The organism is Zoogloea sp., assembly GCF_044344315.1.
Taxonomy (GTDB): domain Bacteria; phylum Pseudomonadota; class Gammaproteobacteria; order Burkholderiales; family Rhodocyclaceae; genus Zoogloea.
On sequence record NZ_JBIJDC010000104.1, the window covers coordinates 1 to 17,354 of the forward strand.

Sequence of the window (17,354 nt, forward strand, 5' to 3'; positions counted from 1 at the left end):
GTCCCCTCGGACGTGCCGACTGGAGGGTGGGACGGGCGGAAAGAGGGCTTCGCATGTCTGAGCCCGAAGGGCGAGTTTGCGAAGACCCCGCCCGGCGCGCCCGGAAGGAGGGAACCCCCGAAGGGGGCGCGACAGCGGGGTACGTTTCTTTGCCTTCTTTCTTGTCGTACAACAAGAAAGAAGGTCGCCCGCCGGGGGCGAGTCCCCGGCCAATGTCACGCCAAACACCGGAAAGCCGTCCCACAAGGGAGCCGTCGCGCCAGCTGTCGTTGTCTGGATTCGACCCTAGAACAGCCGCGTCAGCGGTGATTCTTCCATCAGCGCCACCTGTTCCCGCAGGGACAGGATCATGTCCTGCCAGTAGCGTGGAGTGTCGAACCAGCTGAAGGCCGCCGGGAAGGCCGGGTCGTCCCAGCGGGTGGCGATCCAGCCGGCGTAGTGGATCAGGCGCAGGGTGCGCAGGGCCTCTACCAGATGGAGGCTGCGCGGGTCGAAATCGGCAAACTGCTCGTAGCCTTCCAGCACGCTGTCCAGCTGCCGGGCCATGGCCTGGGCGTCGCCGGACAGGAGCATCCACAAATCCTGGATGGCCGGGCCGTTGCGGGCGTCGTCGAAGTCCACGAAATGGGGGCCGGCGTCGGTCCACAACACGTTGCCCCCGTGCACATCGCCGTGCAGGCGGATCTGCGGCACGGAACCGGCGTGTTCGAAGCAGCGGCGCACCCCGTCGAGGGCCTGGTCCACCACCGACAGCCAAGTGTCGCGCAGCTCCGGTGGCAGGAAGGGGGAGGCCAGCAGGGTGTCCCGCGGGGCGTCGCCGAAGCTGCGGATGTCCAGGGTCGGACGGTGGCTGAATGGCCGGGTGGCGCCCACTGCGTGGATGCGTCCCAGGAAGCGCCCCAGCCAGCCCAGCACCTCGGGGTCGTCGAGCTCGGGCGCCCGCCCGCCCCGGCGCGGGAAGAGGGCGATGCGGAAGCCTTCGTGGTGGTGCAGGGTCTGACCGCCGATCTCGAGGGCCGCCACCGCAGGGATTTCTGCGTCGGCCAGCTCGGCCAGGAAGGCGTGTTCCTCGAGAATGGCTGCGTCGCTCCACCGCCCGGGGCGGTAGAACTTGGCGATCAGCGGGGCCGCGTCCTCGATGCCGACCTGATAGACCCGGTTTTCATAGCTGTTGAGGGTCAGCAGGCGGCCATCGCAGCGGAGGCCGGAGGCCTCCACTGCGCTGAGGATGAAATCGGGGGTGAGCGGCCCAAAGGGCGCCGTCACTGCTGGTTGCCTTCGCGCACGTAAGGTTCGTGGAGTTGCACCGGCTCGACCTTGGCGGCCTGGCGGCTACGCATGCGCAGGTTGAGCATTTCCACCAGCACCGAGAAGGCCATGGCCGAGTAGATGTAGCCCTTGGGTACGTGGTGGCCGAAGGCGTCGGCGATGAGCACCACGCCGATGACCAGCAGGAAGGATAGGGCCAGCATCTTGACGGTGGGGTGGCGGGAGACGAACTCGCCGATCGGCGCGGAGGCCACCATCATCAGGCCCACCGAAGCGACCACAGCGGCAATCATGACTTGAAGGTTGTTGACCATGCCGATGGCGGTGATGATCGAGTCCAGCGAGAAGACGATGTCGATGAGGATGATCTGCATGATCACCGCATTGAAGGTGGCCTTGACGGCGCTGGACGCTTCGCCCTCTTCGCCCTCCATCAGCTGATGCACTTCCTGGGTGCTCTTCCAGACGAGGAAGAGGCCGCCAGCGAGCAGGATCAGGTCGCGTCCGGAGAAACCGTGGCCGAGGACCGTGACCATGGGCTCGGTGAGGCCAGCCAGCCAGGACAGGATCATCAGCAGGCCGATGCGCATGAACATGGCCAGGAAGAGGCCAAGGCGGCGGGCGAAGGCGCGCTTCTCGGGGGGGAGCTTGTCCACCAGGATGGAAATGAAGATCACGTTGTCGATCCCCAGCACCAGTTCGAGGGCGGTGAGGGTCAGAAATGCGATCAGCAATTGCGGGTCGGTCAGGAATTCCATGGTTGGGTATGCAGTTGTTGCGGGAGGGCGGGCTGCCGGAGGGAGCCACGCCGCGAATGGTCGCACGAAATTGCTTCACCGGAGCAGGGCAAACCGCCGGACTGACCCTTACTGACCGGCCTCGCCTTCGCGGATCCAGACAAGGAGCTGATCGGGTGGCATCGGACGGGCCACGCCGAAACCCTGGATGAGATGACAGCCCAGCGCCAGCAGGGCCTGCCGGTGGGCCGCCGTTTCCACGCCCTCGGCAATCACCTCCCGGCGGAAGGCGGCGGCGAGGCCGATGACACCCTGGACGATGGCCAGGTCGTCGTTGTCTTCGAGCATGTCGCGAACAAAGGACTGGTCGATCTTGATGGTCTGGACCGGCAAACGGCGCAGGTAGGTGAGGGAACCGTAGCCCGTGCCGAAATCATCCAGGGCGAATCGCACGCCCAGCTGCTGACAGGCCTCCATGATCCGGGACACGGCACCGATGTCGCTGAAGGAGGTGGATTCGAGGATCTCCAGCTCGAGCATGCCCGAAGGGAGTCGGGGATAGCGGGCGAGAAGGGCCTGGAGGTGAGCGATGAAGTCAGGGTGGGCCAGGTGATTGGGTGAAACATTGACGCTGACCGGCAGCGGGTGGCCGGCGTCGGCGAAGGCCTGGATCTCGTCGACAGCGGTGGCCAGTATCCAGTTGCCGAGTTCGATCTCGAAATCCGAATCCATGACGGCCGGCAGAAACTCCCCTGGCAGAATCACTCCGTGCTGGGGATGGCGCCAGCGCAGGAGGGCCTCGACACCGATGATACGGTTGCGCCGGATGTCCACCTTGGGTTGGTAGTGAAGCTCCAGCTCGCGGTCATTGAGCGCGGATTCGACCCGGGCCACGGCGGCCCGGTGGGCACGCAGGCTGCGGTCGCGCTCCGGGTCGAAGAGGTGAAAGCAGTTGCCACCGGCTTGTTTGGCCATGTACATGGCCTGATCGGCGTGGCGTAGCAGGGTGTCGGGGTCGGCACCGTCGAGGGGAAACAGGGTGATGCCGATGCTCGCGCTGACTTGCAGTTCCCGCCCGCGGAGGGTGACCGGCTCGGCGATGCCGGCGAGCAGCCGCGCGAAGACCTGCTCGCATTCCTCGCTGTGCTCAAGCCCGTTGTAGATCAGGGCGAACTCGTCTCCGCCCATCCGGGCCACCGTATCGCCAGCGCGGGAGGAGGCCTGAAGGCGCCGCGCGATCTCCACCAGCAGGAGGTCGCCCACGTCGTGGCCGTGGCTGTCGTTGACCGGTTTGAATCCATCCAGGTCCAGGTAGGCCACGGCCGCCAGGGTGGCGTTGCGCTCGGCCTGTGCCAGGGCCATCTGCATGCGGTCGGCGAGCAGGCTGCGGTTGGGCAGCTGGGTGAGGGCATCGTGGTAGGCCAGGTGTTCCAGGTGACGCTGGCTTTCCTTGATCTCGGTGATGTCCGAGAACAGGCCCACGTAGTGGGTCGTCTGGCCAGCTTCGTTGCGGACCGCCGAGATGTTGCCGAGTTGGGCAAAGAGCTCGCCGTGCTTTTTGCGGTTCCACAGTTCGCCCTGCCAGACCCCGTCGCGAATCAGGCGTTGCCACATGTCGGTATAGAACTCGGACGTCTGCAGACCGGAGCGCAGGAAGCGGGTGTTGCGGCCGATGATTTCCGAACGCAGGTAGCCAGTGATCCGGCAGAAGGCGTCATTCACGTCGAGGATGTTGGCGGAGGTGTCCGTGATCACGATGGATTCGTGAGCGTGGCGGAACACGCTGGACGTGAGGCGCAGATTTGCGCTGGCTTCCCGCTCAAGACTGATGTCGGAGAGGCTGCCTATCATGCGCAGGGGACGGCCGTCGGCAGCGTATTCAACCACGTTGCCCCGGTCGCGAACCCACACCAGGCGACCCGACGGGTGACGTACCCGGTATTCGCAATGGTAAGGGCCGTGGCCGGAGAGGCAGTGCTGCAGGGCGTCTGCCATGCCCAAACGGTCTTCCTCGGCAATCAGTTCACGAAACTCGGCCGCCGTGTGCCCCGTGAACGTATGGTCGAGTCCGAGCAACTCGCAGCCACGGGTATTGCGGGAAACCTGGTCTGTGCTGATGTCCCAGTCCCAGATCCCCTCGCCGATCGCGGCGAACACGTACTCAAGCTGCTTGCGGCTTTCAGCCAGTCGGGCAAGCGCCTCCTCAAGCGGGGAGTGGGGGTCTGGGGTGGAGTCGGCAGAGGTGGTCGGTGGCGTCATCCAGCATCGGGAGCATCATCAGTGCCCGCATGATGCGCCAAAGGTGGAAATTCGTTAATACGGCCCAGGGTTATCCCCTGCGCCGTGTCCGGGATAACCCTGTGGCCATCAATGGTGCAGCGCGTGCTCCTGCATCCAGATCTGCATGTTCGCCGCGGGCATGGGACGGGCGATCCCGTGCCCCTGGATCTGGTGGCATCCCAGTTTGAGCAGCGCCTGGCGGTGACGGTGTGTCTCGACACCTTCCGCGATGACTTCCCGGTGGAAGGCCGTGGCCAGGCCGATCACGCTCTGCACGGTGGCCAGATCGTCGTCGTCTTCGAGCATGTTGTGGATGAAGGAGCGGTCGATCTTGATGCTGCGCACGGGCAGGCTGCGCAGGCTATTGACCGCGCCGTAGCCGATGCCGAAATCGTCGATGGCGAAGCTCACGCCCAGGTCATTGCACCTGGCCATGATGGCGGCAATGCGCTTCAGATCGCCGAGGGTGGCGGTTTCCAGCACTTCCAGCTGGAGGAGGCCGGCGTCCACCCGGGGGTGGGCGTCGAGCACGGCCTTCAGATGGGGAACGAAGTCGGGGTGAGCCAGATGGCGGGCCGAGATATTGACGCTCATGGGCGTGGCAAAGCCGGCCTGGCACCAACTGTCGAGCTGGGCCACGGCGGTGGTCAGTACCCAGTTGCCGAGCTCGATTTCGAAGCGTGATTCGCTGACCATGGGCAGGAACTCCCCGGGCAGGCGCAGGCCAAGCTGCGGATGCTTCCAGCGGATCAGGGCCTCGACACCGGTCAGGTGGTCGGAGCGGGCGTCCATCTTGGGTTGGTAGTGGAGCTCCAGCTCGCCATCGTAGAGGGCCGATTCGACCCGGATCTGGGCGTCCCGGTGGGCGCGCAGGGCGCGGTCACGCTCCGGGTTGAAGAGGTGGAAGCAGTTGCGGCCGGCCTGCTTGGCCAGGTACATGGCCCGGTCGGCGTGGTTCAGCAGGGCCTCCGGGTCCGAGCCGTCGAGGGGGCACAGGGTCACGCCGATGCTGGCAGTCACCTGCAGCGCCAGGCCTTCGATGACGATCGGTTCGGCGATGCTGGCAAGCACTCGGGCGAAGACCTGCTCGCATTCGTCGCTGTGTTCGAGGCCGTTGTAGATCAGGGCGAACTCGTCGCCGCCCAGGCGGGCCACGGTGTCGCCGGCCCGTGTGGACGCCTGCAGGCGGCGGGCGATCTCCACCAGCAGCAGGTCGCCCACCTCGTGACCATGGCTGTCGTTCACCGGCTTGAAGCCGTCCAGGTCCAGGTAAGCCACAGCGGCCAGGGTGTTGTTGCGCCCGGCCTGGGCCAGGGCCATCTGCATGCGGTCGGCAAGCAGGCTGCGGTTGGGCAGCTGGGTCAGGGCGTCGTGATAGGCCAGGTGCTCCAGGTGGCGCTGGCTCTCCTTGATGTCGGTGATGTCGGTGAACAGGCCCACGAAGTGAGTGGTCTGACCCGCCTCGTTGCGCACGGCCGAGATGTTGCCGAGTTGGGCGTAGAGATCGCCGTTCTTCTTGCGGTTCCAGGTTTCACCCTGCCAGGTGCCGGTGTTGCGCAGTTCGGCCCACATCTGCTCGTAGAAGGCCGAATCGTGCACACCCGAGCGCAGGATGCGCGTGCTCTGACCGATGACCTCGTCCCGGGTGTAGCCGGTCAGGGTGCAGAAGCTGTCGTTGACCTCCAGGATGCGGGAGCCGGGGTCGGTGATGATGATGCTTTCGTGGGCATGGCGGAACACACTGGCGGTGAGGCGCAGGTAATCCTCGGCGGCCACCCGGGCGGTAACGTCGTTGAGGGTGCCCGAGGTGCCGATGACCTCACCGGCGTCGTTGACCTGGGCGCGGATGAAGATATCCATCCAGCGATAGCTGCCGTCCCGGCACTGCAGGCGCAGGGTGGCGCTGCAGTGTGTGCGGGTGCGGGCAATGATCGGCTTGAACGAGCGGTACTTGTGGGCCCGGTCATCGGGGTGCAGGAAATCGCCGAAGTTGCGCCCCAGGGATTCCTCCACGCTGAAGCCGCTGATCTCGGTCCAGGCCGGGTTGAGCAGTTCCCATTGGCCCCGCGTGTCGGTCTGGAAGATCACTTCGCGCACGTTGTCGAAGACCTGCTGGTAGCGGTTCTGGCTTTCCTGCAGCGCGGCGGCGGTTTCGCAGGCCAGGGTGATGTCGGCGATGCTGCCGACCATGCGCAGGGGCTGACCGTGCTCGTCCAGTTCCACCACGTCGCCCCGGTCGCGTACCCAAAGATAGTGGCCGTCGCTGTGGCGGATGCGGTACTCGCAGCAGTAAGCGCCACCACCGCACAGGCAAGTGTCGATGATCCGTGACAGGCGCGCCCGGTCGTCCGGGTGCACCAGTGCCAGGGAAGCCGCTGCCGGATGATCCAGGTAGCCTTCATCCAGGCCGAGCATTTCACACCAGCGCGGGTTGTGGCTGACCCGCTCGGAGATCAGGTCCCGGTCCCACACACCTTCTCCGATGGTGGCCAGTACATAGGCCAGCTGGGTCTTGTCGTGACGGGCCGCGGCCTCCTGGCGCATGCGTTCGCTGATGTCGCAGGCGAAGCCCAGGGTGCCGAGGATGCGTCCGTCACCACTGCGTACTGGAGCCTTGTAGGTTTCGAACCAGGTGGGCGTGCCCTTGTCGGTGATCTCTTCGATCACCGTGCGCGGGCGTCCGCTGTCCATCACGTCGGTGTCCTGGGCCCGGTACAGCTCGGCCAGTTCCCGCGGCCACAGGTCCAGGTCGGTCTTGCCGAGCACGGCCTGGGGGGAAGCCTGGCCGCAGGATTCGGCGAAGCTCTGGTTGACCAGCAGGAAGCGCCCCTGGCGATCCTTCAGCCACAGCAAAAGGGGCAGGCCGTTGATCAGGGTTTCGGCGCCAGGGGCGTCCGGCAGCACGGTGTCGGCGTTTTCCAGATCCAGGGCGGAGAGCGGGGTTTCACCCGGCAGACCGGCCTGCCAGGCCTTCACCAGGATGGCCGCGCTGAGCAGCTTCTGTCCGGCACCGGCCTCGCCCACCCGGATGGCACCCAGGCCCCGGGTGAGCAGGCAGGAAAGCGCGTCGAACAGGGTGCACTCCGGCGCCAGATGGCGTCCTGCGTGGCGGGTGGCGTCTGTCGGGGTAGGCTTGTGTTCCATCCTGGTCTGATCCGGGTGATGCGGTTTGGCCACGATCATGCCCGCCCGGTCCACTGCTGACTAAGGAAGGAAGTCCCGGATTCATGACGGCGGAGTCTACGAAGTGAGGCGGATGCGGTCATAGTTCATGGTTTCAGCCGGGGCGGCCGTCAGCCCGGCGCTGCAGATAGACTGGCATCAGGCGGATTGCCCAGGGAACGCATACGGCCAGCCAGCCGATGCTGCTCAGGGTCAGCAGCAGCGTCTGGCTGCCCGGCAGCAGATCGGCCACGACGCGCAGGCCGGCGACGGCGTGCAGGCCCAGGGCCAGCCGCCACGTCAGGGCGTCGGCCACCAGGGGGCGGCCGGCGTGGCCGAGGCTCACCCGCGACACCATGGCCAGGCTCATGGAGGCGAAGAAACCGACGGTCAGTGCATGCTGGGGGGCCAGGCCGAGGGTGCCCAGCCCGCTCACCTGCAGCAGGCCATTCACGCCGCCGAGCAGCCAGGCCACCCCCAGCCACAGGAAGCCCAGGTGCAGCATGGCCAGCAGCGGCACGGCAAAGCTACGCCGCAGCTGCCAGCGGGCGCTCAGCCAGAAGGCCGTCATCGCGCCTGCCAGATCGCTCGGCCAGGCCCAAGCGGCGTGATCCGCGGCGGCGAGGGTGCCGTGGATAAGGCTCGCCGCGAGCAGGATCACCAGCGCGCTGTCGGGGCGGACGGCCTCGTAATGCGGCAGGGCGGATGCCGAGAAGAAGGGAATCATGCGGTGACTCACCACCATGAACAGGGGGGCCAGCAGCCACCACAGCCCCACGGCGATGCCTGCCCGGGCGAAGGCCGCTTCGCCGGAGAGGGCGAAGCCGGTCCAGGCCAGCAGCCCGGCGGCACCGGCGGCCAGGGCAGCCCATGCACTGACCGGATGGAGGCGCGCCGCACCGGGTTTGAAGGCCACCGGGTAGAGCCGCCGCAGGGCCAGCATCCAGCCGGCCAGAACCAGCAACAGGCCGCCTGCACGCAGGCTGGACAGGTCGAACAGGAGCCCGCCGTCGAACAGCAGCCAACCTCCGCACAGCAGCAGCCAGGCCGGACGCGCCGCCGTGCCCGGAGTGTCGGGCAGGCCCTGCCAGCGGGGCATGGCGGTCAGCAGGAAACCGAAGACGAAGAAGGGAAAGATGCCATACACCGCCCACAGCCCATGCACCCAGCCCGGCGGCCAGGGCCAGACCGGCCCGGCGACGACGCCGCTGCGGGCCAGCATCTCCCAGGTCCATGGCAGGAAAACGAGTACAGCCTGGACCATTCCGGCCAGAAACATGGCCCGATGGGGGGCCGCGAACAGGATGGGGCCGGCGGGCCCGACAGGAGGGGGCGAGGCGGGTTCGGTGGGACGGGGCTGCAGACGGATGGGCTTATCCATAAAGGGGTAGATGGCATTTGCCGCGGCTTTGGGAGCAACGGACAGGGTTAGAATCCCTCGTGGGCATGTCGCCCGAATCGAGAATCAGTGTCATGTCCAGCGAGAAAATCGATATTCCCGGCCTTCTGAGCCGGATGCCGCTCTTCAGTGCCCTGTCCCCGGAAGATCTGGCCCATATGGCGGCGGCCACCCGGGAGCGGCGTCTGCAGAAGGGCGACCGGCTGTTCCAGCGCGGCGATCAGCCCAAGGGTTTCTTCCTGGTGGTCTGGGGACAGGTCAAGCTGGCCTTCACCTCGGCCCAGGGCAATGAAAAGGTGGTGGAGATCCTCGGCCCGCTGCAGAGCTTTGGCGAGGCGGTGATGTTCCTCGACCAGCCCTATCCGGTGCTGGGTGAGGCCCTGGCCGACACGCTGGTGCTGCACATCGGTGCGGCGGCGGTTTTCGGGCAGACCGAGCAGGATCCGCGCTTTGCCCGCAAGCTGCTGGCCGGCATGTCGATCCGCCTGCACTCCATGGTGCGCGATGTGGAATCGTATGCCCTGCGCTCGTCCACCCAGCGGGTCATCGGCTACCTGCTCCAGCTGGCCGAGAGCGTGCCCTGCGTTCCCCAGGGCGAGCAGGCGGTGGAGCTGCCCACCAGCAAGCAGGTGATCGCCTCGCGCCTGAGCCTGACGCCGGAAACCCTGTCGCGCATCTTTCATGAGCTGTCCGATGCCGGGCTGATCTCGGTGCAGGGCAAGCACATCATCATCCACGACGCGGCCCGCCTCGCCGAGCACGACTGAAACTCAGGGTACCGGTACGGCGCCGGCGTGGTGGATGTGGATGGCAAAGGCGCCGTCGTCCTGAATCTCGGTGCGGTGGGTATAGCCATTACGGCGCAGCACGTCGTACAGGGGTGTCGGCTCCCGGTACAGCAGCAGGATCACCTCGCCGCCCGGTGGCAGGGTGTCGAGGGCTTCCAGGGTCAGGTTGAGGGGCTCGGGCGGCAGCAAGCCGCGGGCATCGACGATCACTGGGGCGTGGTTTGCTGACATTTCGGATGTCCTGAAACGGGTGTGGGCAGGTGTCACAGAGTGGCCCCGGGGGCCCTGGCCAGCCTTGACCCTGCTCAAGGGGCCGGTGCATCTCCGTGTCGGGCGGCGCACCCGGTTTGGGCGTCCGGATGCTACATTCCGCGCCATGCCAAACGAGATCACATCGTGAAGGAAGGTTCCGCCCTCCTCATCGCCCTGCTGCTGGCCGTGGCCATCGCCTACTGGTCGGATCACTATCGGGTTGGCGACCCGGCCCTGACGGTACGTGAGGCCGAGCGTCTGCCCCGCCCCGTGCCTCCTTCTGCAACGCCGCAGCCTACCCCCGCGCCAGCACCGGAGCGTCTGGAGGTAGTCGGATCCGTCGACCCGGCGGCCCGGGCGGCCCTGTGCGAGGAACTGCTTGAGGTGATCCGCGGGGTCGATGCGGCCCTGCAGCTGCCCCAGTCCCCCGCCACCATCGAACAGCTCACCACCCGTCGCCGGGTCTACCAGGAAAAGCGTGCCTCCCTGGACTGTTGATGGCCCCGGGCGACGTCAGTGGCTGGTGCCTTCCGAGCGCTGGATCTTGTTGAACAGGTTGTACTTGCCGATGGGCTTGCTGGCCGGCAGGCGCTTGATCTCCTTGAAGGTGGCGGCGTCCAGGAAGATCAGGGCGCCGTCCTTCTCCATCAGGCTGGCGATAACGTAGCGGCCGTGGCGGTCGAACTCCACGTGGGCGAAGGTCTTGCCCGGCTCGGGGCGCACCCGGGCCACCACCTCGAGGCTGCGCTTGTCGATGACCTGCAGGGTGTCGCGGGCGGTCGGGCTCATCATCGAATCCACCCAGGCGAAGGGGCTGTTCTCGTGACTGCGCAGGAAGAAGCCCGGCCCCAGGGTGGGGATGGTGGCCACGGTCTGCCAGTTCTTCAGGTCGATCACGCTGACGGTGGCGTCCTTCAGGTGGGTGCTGGCAGCCACCCGGCGCCCCTTGTATTGCCATGAGATGCCTGAGCCCAGGTGGGGCATGCCGGCCAGATCGAGTTCGGCGATCTTGCGCCGGGCGTCCAGGTTGACCACCTGGCCGCGCCCCTCCCGGGAGGTGCCCAGCACTTCGCTGTAATCCTGGGTGAAGAAGAAGTCGTCGAGCACGTGCTCCAGCGGGCTGCGGCGGGGGTTCAGGAAGCCCGGGATGAAGGCGCCTTCCTTGTACTTGTAGTCGTGCACGAAGCCGGTGGCGATGTCCTGGGCTGCCGGGTCGTAGCTGATCTCCCAGAGCTCGGGGATGTCCTTCAGGGCGGCCACGAAGCTGCGTCGGGGGGCTGCGTCATACACCGCCGAGATGCGCGAGCGCGCGTCGCCCTTGAAGTTGCTGCCGTCGATGATGCGCAGCAGGCGCAGGTCGGCGTCGAAGAGCACCAGGCTGCCCGGCAGGTAGTTGGCCACCGCCACATAGCGGCCGTCAGCCGACACGGCGGCGTTGCGGGTGTTGATGCCGGCGCGCACCTCGCTCACTACCTGGAGGTTCCAGATGTCGAATTTGCTGATCCAGCCGTCCCGGGAGGCGAAGTACACATAGCGCCCGTCCGGGCTGAACTTGGGGCCGCCGTGCAGGGCGTAGCGGGACGGGAAGCGGTGGATGCGCTCCATGCGGTCGCCGTCGAGCACGCTGACGTGGTGGTCGCCCGCCTCGACGACGATGAAGAGGTTCATCGGGTCGGCCTTGGCCACCGCGCCCTGGCGCGTGTCGGGCAGGCTGCCCGGGCCGAAGTGCTCGATCCGCGAGCTGCGGATGTCGGCCTCGCTCCACGTCGGGGCTGGGCTGACCGGGGTGTAGATCCATTCGGCCAGGGCCTCGATCTCGGCGCCGGTCAGGATCTGCCCGAAGGCCGGCATCTGGGTGGCTGCGCGGCCATCGCGGATGGTGGTGTGGGCGTCCTTGCGTTTCAGGCGCTCCAGGCTCTCCGGCAGCAGGGCCGGGCCCATGCCGCCGAGGCGGGCGGCGCCGTGGCAACTGGCGCAGTGCTGGGTAAACAGCGCCGGGGCGTCGGCGCGGGCCGCCCCGGCAAGGCTGCCGAGGGCCAGCGTTGCCATGGCCAGGGTGGAGAAAAGGCGTTTCATCGCGTGATTCCTCGTGGGGGCGAATTCATGCGCCCCCCGTCCGTTGATCGACTGCCGCGGGCGAGTGTGCTCGCCCCAGACCGCTCAGGCGGGTTGCAGGCGTACCCAGGGTTTCACCTCCAGGCGCTCGCCCTCGGCCACGCCGATCTCGGCGTTGTCCAGGTAGCAGCCCGGATCTTCCTGCCACGGGTCACCGGTGAGCTGCTGGGCGCGCACGCGGGTGTTGCCGTTGCACATGGCCAGGTAGCGGCACTCGGCGCAGCGCCCCTTCACCGGGCGGGGCGACTGCTTGAGGCCGGCCATCAGCGGGTCGGAGGTGTCGCCCCAGATGTCTCCGAAGGCCCGCTCGCGCACATTGCCCAGGGTGTGATGCCACCACATGGTGTCCGGGTGCACATTGCCCAGGTTGTCGATGTTGGCCACGTTCACCCCGCTCGAATTGCCGCCCCACTGCATCAGCCGGGCTTCGATGTGGGCCGCGCGGTGGGGAAAGCGACGTTGAGCCCATTGCAGGAAGTAGGGGCCGTCGGCATCGTTGTTGCCGGTGGTGAAGTCCTTGTCGAGCCCACGCTGCTCGCAATCCCAGGCGGTCTCGAAGAGCAGCTCCAGGGCTTCCCGGGTGAGCTGGTGACGGGCATCGTCGGCCCGGTTCTTGTTGCCGCGGCCGGCGTAGTTGAGGTGGGAGAAGTAAAAGCGGTCGATACCTTCGTCCTCCACCAGCTGCAGCACACCGGGCAGGTCGGCGGCGTTGTCCTGGGTCATGGTGAAGCGCACGCCCACTTTGACGCCCAGGTCGCGGCAGCGGCGCAGCCCGGCCAGGGAGCGGTCGAAGGCCCCGTCGAGGCGGCGGAAGCGGTCGTGGGTGTCGCGGATGCCGTCCAGGCTGACCCCCACGTAGTCGAAGTCGGCGGCGGCGATGCGCTCGATGTTGTGCGCGTCGATCAGCGTGCCGTTGGACGACAGGCCCACGTAGAAGCCCATGGCCTTGGCCCGCCCGGCGATCTCGAACAGGTCGGGGCGCAACAGGGGTTCACCGCCGGAGAGGATGAGCACCGGAACCCGGAAGGCCTTCAGATCGTCCATCACTCGGAAGACTTCTCCGGTGTCCAGCTCACCGGCAAAGTCCTTGTCGGTGGAGATGGAGTAGCAGTGCTTGCAGGTCAGGTTGCAGCGCCGGATCAGGTTCCAGATGACCACGGGCCCGGGCGGCTGGCGGCGCGGACCGAGGGGGGTGGGGGTGGCGATTTCGCGGATGTAGCTGGAGATGCGGAACATGGCCTGACCTTCCGGAGGAGTTGGGACGATTGTCCGCGCCTGCCTGCCCATGCAGCCTTGATGGGTATCAACCCCGCCCTGCAGACATGGCGCAATGTTTCTGACGTGGGCGCCTGCCCGTGGAAGAACAGGTAATCTGAGGGCTGATGCTTTGGCGTGGCGGTCCTGGTGAGTCCGGATTGGGCTGTTGTCATGGGCACAACGCCTGCATAATTGCTAAAATCATCAAAAACAACTAAATCAGTTTGGATTGTTGGAGCAGCGGAATTTCATCATGGATCATACGGACGGCCGCCCCGATGACGCCGAGCCCCACCGGAACACCGTTCTGGTGGTGGACGACGAACCCATCAATCGGATGGTGCTGGAGGGGGTGCTGCCCCGCCACCTGAGGGTCATCGCGGCAGCCAGTGGCATCAAGGCCCTTGAGATGGCTTCGGGCGAGCCGCGGCCGGATCTGATCCTGCTCGACATCATGATGCCGGACATGGATGGCTTCGAAGTGCTCAAGCGCCTGCGTGAAGAGCCCGCTACCCGGGACATCCCGGTGATCCTGGTGACGGCCCTGATCGACGAGGACAGCGAGCAGCGCGGTTTTGGCCTGGGGGCGGCCGACTACATCCACAAGCCCATCCGTGCCGCCATCGTCAATGCCCGGGTCCAGGTGCAGCTGGAGGCCAAGGCCGCCCGGGACATGCTCGACCGCAACAACCAGCGCCTGCGCCACAAGGTCGAAAGCGGCTCCCAGGCCCTCGAGAAGGCCCAGATGCAGCTCATGCAGGCAGAAAAGATGGCCTCGCTGGGGCAACTCGCCGCCGGCATTGCCCACGAGATCAATAACCCGGTGGGTTTTGTGGGCTCCAACCTGGGTTCCCTCGAAACCTATGTCAGGGATCTCCTCGCGCTGGTGGATGCCTACGAGCGGGGCGTGCAGCGCGTAGCCGAGCCGGCAGCCTTTGCGGAGGCCGCTGCCCTACGTGGCAAGTTCGACTACGCCTTCCTGTGCGAAGACATCCTGTCCCTGCTCAAGGAGTCGGCCGAGGGTGTGGACCGGGTGCGCAAGATCGTCAGCGACCTGAAGGATTACTCCCATACCAGCGTGGCCGAATGGCACTGGGCCGACCTGCACCAGGGCCTCGAATCCACCCTCAACATGGCCCGCAACCAGCTCAAGTATCACTGCACGGTGGTCAAGGAGCTCGGCGAGTTGCCTCCGGTGTATTGCCTGGGTTCGCAGCTCAACCAGGTGTTCATGAACCTGATCGTCAATGCCGCCCAGGCCATCCAGGAGCAGGGCGAGATCCGCCTGCGTACCGGGCGCCTGGGTGACGACCAGGTGTGGATCAGCGTGACGGACACCGGCAAGGGCATTCCGGCCGAGGATCTGCAGCGCATCTTCGAACCCTTTTACACCACCAAGCCGGTGGGCCAGGGCACCGGCCTGGGCCTGTCCCTGTCATGGGGCATCGTCGAGCGCCACCATGGCCGCATCGATGTGAGGAGCGAAGTCGGCAAGGGCACCACCTTCACCATCACTCTGCCCATCGAACCACCTCCCGAAGCCACCGGGGGCTGAGCGCGCGGTGTCAGTGCCCGCCCCAGGGCATCACCGGGACGGTGGAGATGCTGTTCATCGGTGCGCCTTCAATCAGCTTGCGGCTGATGGCGACGTACACCAGGGTGTTGTTGGCCTTGTCCCACATGCGCACCACGCGGGTTTCCTTGAAGACCAGGGAGGTGTCTTCCGAGAAGATGGTTTCGCTCTCGGGTAGCTTGGCCGGCAGGGTGATGGGGCCGGTCTGGCGGCAGGCCAGGGAGAACTGGGACGGGTCCTGGGCCAGGCCCAGGCTGCCGGATACGCCGCCGGTGCGGGCCTGGCTGACGTGGCAGGTCACGCCGGGCACCTTGGCGTCCTTGAAGGCTTCCACGCAGACCTTGTGGTTGGCGCCAATCAGTTTCCAGGTGGTGGTGGTGCAGCCGATCTCATCGGCCGCGGCAGGGCCGGCGGCGAGCAGGACCAGGCTGGTCAGCAGGGGGAGGGAGGGCAGGATCTTCATCGGGGGGCTTCCTTTTACGGCGGCGGCATGACAATGGCCGGCCTGTACTGACAGAATGGGCGGCGCGCCGGTGTTCGGCGTGCTTGCCTCAAACCACTGTAACCCAAAGTCATGGCCCTTGTTCATCCGGAAGGCTGGCGCGAGTTGACGGCGATCGGCGCGGCCCAGCGTGAGATTGAAACCCTGGCCCTGCTCGCCGACGGCCTGGACGACAGCTACACCGTGTATCACGGCGTGCACTGGACCCGGGTCGGCCAGGCCGGGCATGCCTTCGTCGGTGAGATCGACTTCGCCATCGTGGGGCCGACGGGCAAGGTGCTGCTGGTCGAGCAGAAGTCGGGCTTTCTGGCGGAGACGCCGGAGGGCCTGGTCAAGCGTTATGCCGACCGGGACAAGAGCGTGCCCCTGCAGCTGGCGCGCAGTGCCGATGCCCTGACCTGCCGCCTGCGGGCCGCCTGCGGTGGTGAGCCGGTGCCGGTGGAGGCCCTGCTGTATTGCCCCGACTATCTGGTGAAGCAGGCCGGCACGGCAGGCATTGACCCGGCCCGTATTGTCGATGCGTCGAGGCGGGACTTCCTGGTGCCCATCATCCGCTCCATCCTGCCGGCCTCTGGCGAGGCGGTGCCCGACCGGGCGCGCATCCACCGTTTTCTGGGCGATGTGCTACAGCTGGTGCCCGAGGTGCACGCCGTGGTCGGTGACGCCCACGCGCTGTACACCCGTCTGTCCGGCGGTCTGGCGGAATGGGCCCGGCGCATCGACTGCGACCCCTTCCGCGTGCGCATCATCGGCACCGCGGGTTCGGGCAAGACCCAGCTGGCCATGGCCGCCTACCGGGATGCCCTGGCGGCTGGGCGGCGGCCTCTTTATGTTTGCTACAACCGGCCCCTGGCCGACCATATCGCCCTCATCGCTCCGCCAGGGGGCGAGGTGGCCACCTATCACCAGCTCGCAGATCGCCTCAGCCGGGCCCTCGGTCAGGTGCCGGATTTCAGCCAGCCCGGGGTGTTCGACCGGCTGGAGGCGTTTCTCGACGGGCATGCGCCGTCCGACGCCGACCGCTTTGACGAGATCATCATCGACGAGGGCCAGGATTTTCGCGCCGGCTGGGCCGACAACCTGCTGCGCTTCCTGCGCCCCGGCGGCCGCGCCTGGTGGCTGGAAGACCCCCTGCAGAACCTTTACGGGCGCCCGGCGGCGGCCTTGCCCGGCTGGGTGACCCTGCGTTCGGACACCAACTACCGCAGCCCCCGGGACATCCTCGCCACCCTCCGCCTGCTGCTGCCCCTGGCGGAGTCCGTGGAGGCCGGCAGCCCCCTGAGCGGATCGGAGGTGGACATCCTCACCTATGCCGGCCCGGACGCGCTGGTGAGCCGTTCGGTGAGCGCCATCACCCGGGCCATCGGCCTGGGTTTCAAGCGCAGCCACATTGCCCTGATCAGCTACCGGGGGCGGGAGCACTCGGCCCTCAGCCCCTTCACCCGGCTGGGGCCCTACAGCCTCAGGGCGCCTACCGGCCGCTACGATTTGCTGGGCAATCCGGTGCTGACCGAGGGCGACATCCTCATCGACTCGGTGCTGCGCTTCAAGGGGCGGGCCGCGCCCTGCGTGATCCTGACCGAGATCGACTTTGCCGAACTGGACGACAAGGCCATGCGCCGGCTGTTTGTCGGTGCCACCCGGGCGACCATGAAGCTCACCCTGGTGGCGTCGGAGGCCTCGGCCAGGGTGCTGCAGGCCCGGCTGGCCGGCTGAGCACCCGCGGCTTCTCCCGTGGGGTCGAATTTAATGGCGCTGTTCGCGTTAAGTGTGGAAAGCGTTGTCTCTTCGGTAGGTAAGGCTTGAGCTCTTGCTTACGGGCTTTCCGTTGCGTGGCGTATCGTTGGCCGGGAATTCGCCCCGGCGGGCGACCTTCTTCTTTGCTTCGCCAAAGAAGGAGGCAAGAAAGGCGACCCGGCCACCCCGGTCATTCGCTGCGCGAATGACTGCCCTGCGCTGCTCCCAGCAGGCGGCCGGCGCGGAACTCGCCCTTCGGGCTCAGACAGCCGCGCCGGACTTC

General features: G+C 66.7%; 13 protein-coding genes. 4 read left to right on the top strand and 9 right to left on the bottom strand.

What is annotated here, in order from left to right:
• Positions 1–285: 285 nt before the first annotated feature.
• The 5 genes from ACIQ09_RS17985 to ACIQ09_RS18005 form a co-directional block, all read right to left on the bottom strand.
• Positions 286–1,266, bottom strand: a complete 981-nt coding sequence (locus ACIQ09_RS17985) for a serine/threonine protein kinase (protein WP_398313067.1) — start codon at positions 1,264–1,266, stop codon at positions 286–288.
• On the bottom strand, positions 1,263–2,027 hold the full coding sequence (locus tag ACIQ09_RS17990; RefSeq protein WP_398313069.1) for a TerC family protein: 765 nt from the start codon (positions 2,025–2,027) through the stop codon (positions 1,263–1,265). Before ACIQ09_RS17990 ends, ACIQ09_RS17985 begins: the two co-directional genes overlap by 4 nt.
• A 108-nt stretch (positions 2,028–2,135) precedes the next feature.
• A complete protein-coding gene (locus tag ACIQ09_RS17995) occupies positions 2,136–4,265 on the bottom strand; it encodes a putative bifunctional diguanylate cyclase/phosphodiesterase (RefSeq protein WP_398313071.1) in 2,130 nt (709 codons plus the stop codon).
• Positions 4,266–4,373: 108 nt separating this feature from the next.
• Positions 4,374–7,430: a PAS domain S-box protein gene (locus ACIQ09_RS18000; RefSeq protein WP_398313073.1), complete on the bottom strand. Its 3,057-nt coding sequence runs from the start codon at positions 7,428–7,430 to the stop codon at positions 4,374–4,376.
• Between the two features lie 133 nt (positions 7,431–7,563).
• Positions 7,564–8,829, bottom strand: coding sequence for an NnrS family protein (locus ACIQ09_RS18005; RefSeq protein WP_398313075.1), 1,266 nt, complete (start codon positions 8,827–8,829; stop codon positions 7,564–7,566).
• Between the two features lie 92 nt (positions 8,830–8,921).
• Between ACIQ09_RS18005 and ACIQ09_RS18010 the strand changes: the two genes are divergently transcribed.
• Entirely contained in the window at positions 8,922–9,614 is a 693-nt protein-coding gene (locus ACIQ09_RS18010; RefSeq protein WP_398313077.1) for a Crp/Fnr family transcriptional regulator, read from the top strand.
• 3 nt (positions 9,615–9,617) lie between these two features.
• Here ACIQ09_RS18010 and ACIQ09_RS18015 read toward each other — a convergent pair whose 3' ends face one another.
• A complete protein-coding gene (locus ACIQ09_RS18015) occupies positions 9,618–9,866 on the bottom strand; it encodes a DUF2249 domain-containing protein (RefSeq protein ID WP_398313079.1) in 249 nt (82 codons plus the stop codon).
• Positions 9,867–10,031: 165 nt separating this feature from the next.
• Between ACIQ09_RS18015 and ACIQ09_RS18020 the strand changes: the two genes are divergently transcribed.
• Positions 10,032–10,385, top strand: a complete 354-nt coding sequence (locus ACIQ09_RS18020) for a hypothetical protein (protein WP_398313081.1) — start codon at positions 10,032–10,034, stop codon at positions 10,383–10,385.
• Between the two features lie 15 nt (positions 10,386–10,400).
• Here ACIQ09_RS18020 and ACIQ09_RS18025 read toward each other — a convergent pair whose 3' ends face one another.
• Both ACIQ09_RS18025 and nirJ read right to left on the bottom strand, forming a co-directional pair.
• Positions 10,401–11,963 (bottom strand): cytochrome D1 domain-containing protein, encoded by a 1,563-nt coding sequence (locus ACIQ09_RS18025; protein WP_398313083.1) that lies wholly within the window; start codon positions 11,961–11,963, stop codon positions 10,401–10,403.
• Between the two features lie 84 nt (positions 11,964–12,047).
• A complete protein-coding gene (nirJ, locus tag ACIQ09_RS18030) occupies positions 12,048–13,238 on the bottom strand; it encodes a heme d1 biosynthesis radical SAM protein NirJ (RefSeq protein ID WP_398313085.1) in 1,191 nt (396 codons plus the stop codon).
• A 274-nt stretch (positions 13,239–13,512) separates the two neighbouring features.
• On the opposite strand from nirJ, the gene ACIQ09_RS18035 reads away from it, so the two are divergent.
• Positions 13,513–14,814: an ATP-binding protein gene (locus ACIQ09_RS18035; RefSeq protein WP_398313087.1), complete on the top strand. Its 1,302-nt coding sequence runs from the start codon at positions 13,513–13,515 to the stop codon at positions 14,812–14,814.
• Between the two features lie 10 nt (positions 14,815–14,824).
• Here the strand turns inward: ACIQ09_RS18035 and ACIQ09_RS18040 are convergent, their stop codons facing one another.
• Entirely contained in the window at positions 14,825–15,295 is a 471-nt protein-coding gene (locus tag ACIQ09_RS18040) for a CreA family protein (RefSeq protein ID WP_398313089.1), read from the bottom strand.
• Between the two features lie 111 nt (positions 15,296–15,406).
• Here ACIQ09_RS18040 and ACIQ09_RS18045 point away from each other — a divergent pair, with 111 nt between their 5' ends.
• Entirely contained in the window at positions 15,407–17,050 is a 1,644-nt protein-coding gene (locus ACIQ09_RS18045) for an ATP-binding domain-containing protein (RefSeq protein WP_398313091.1), read from the top strand.
• Positions 17,051–17,354: the final 304 nt, after the last annotated feature.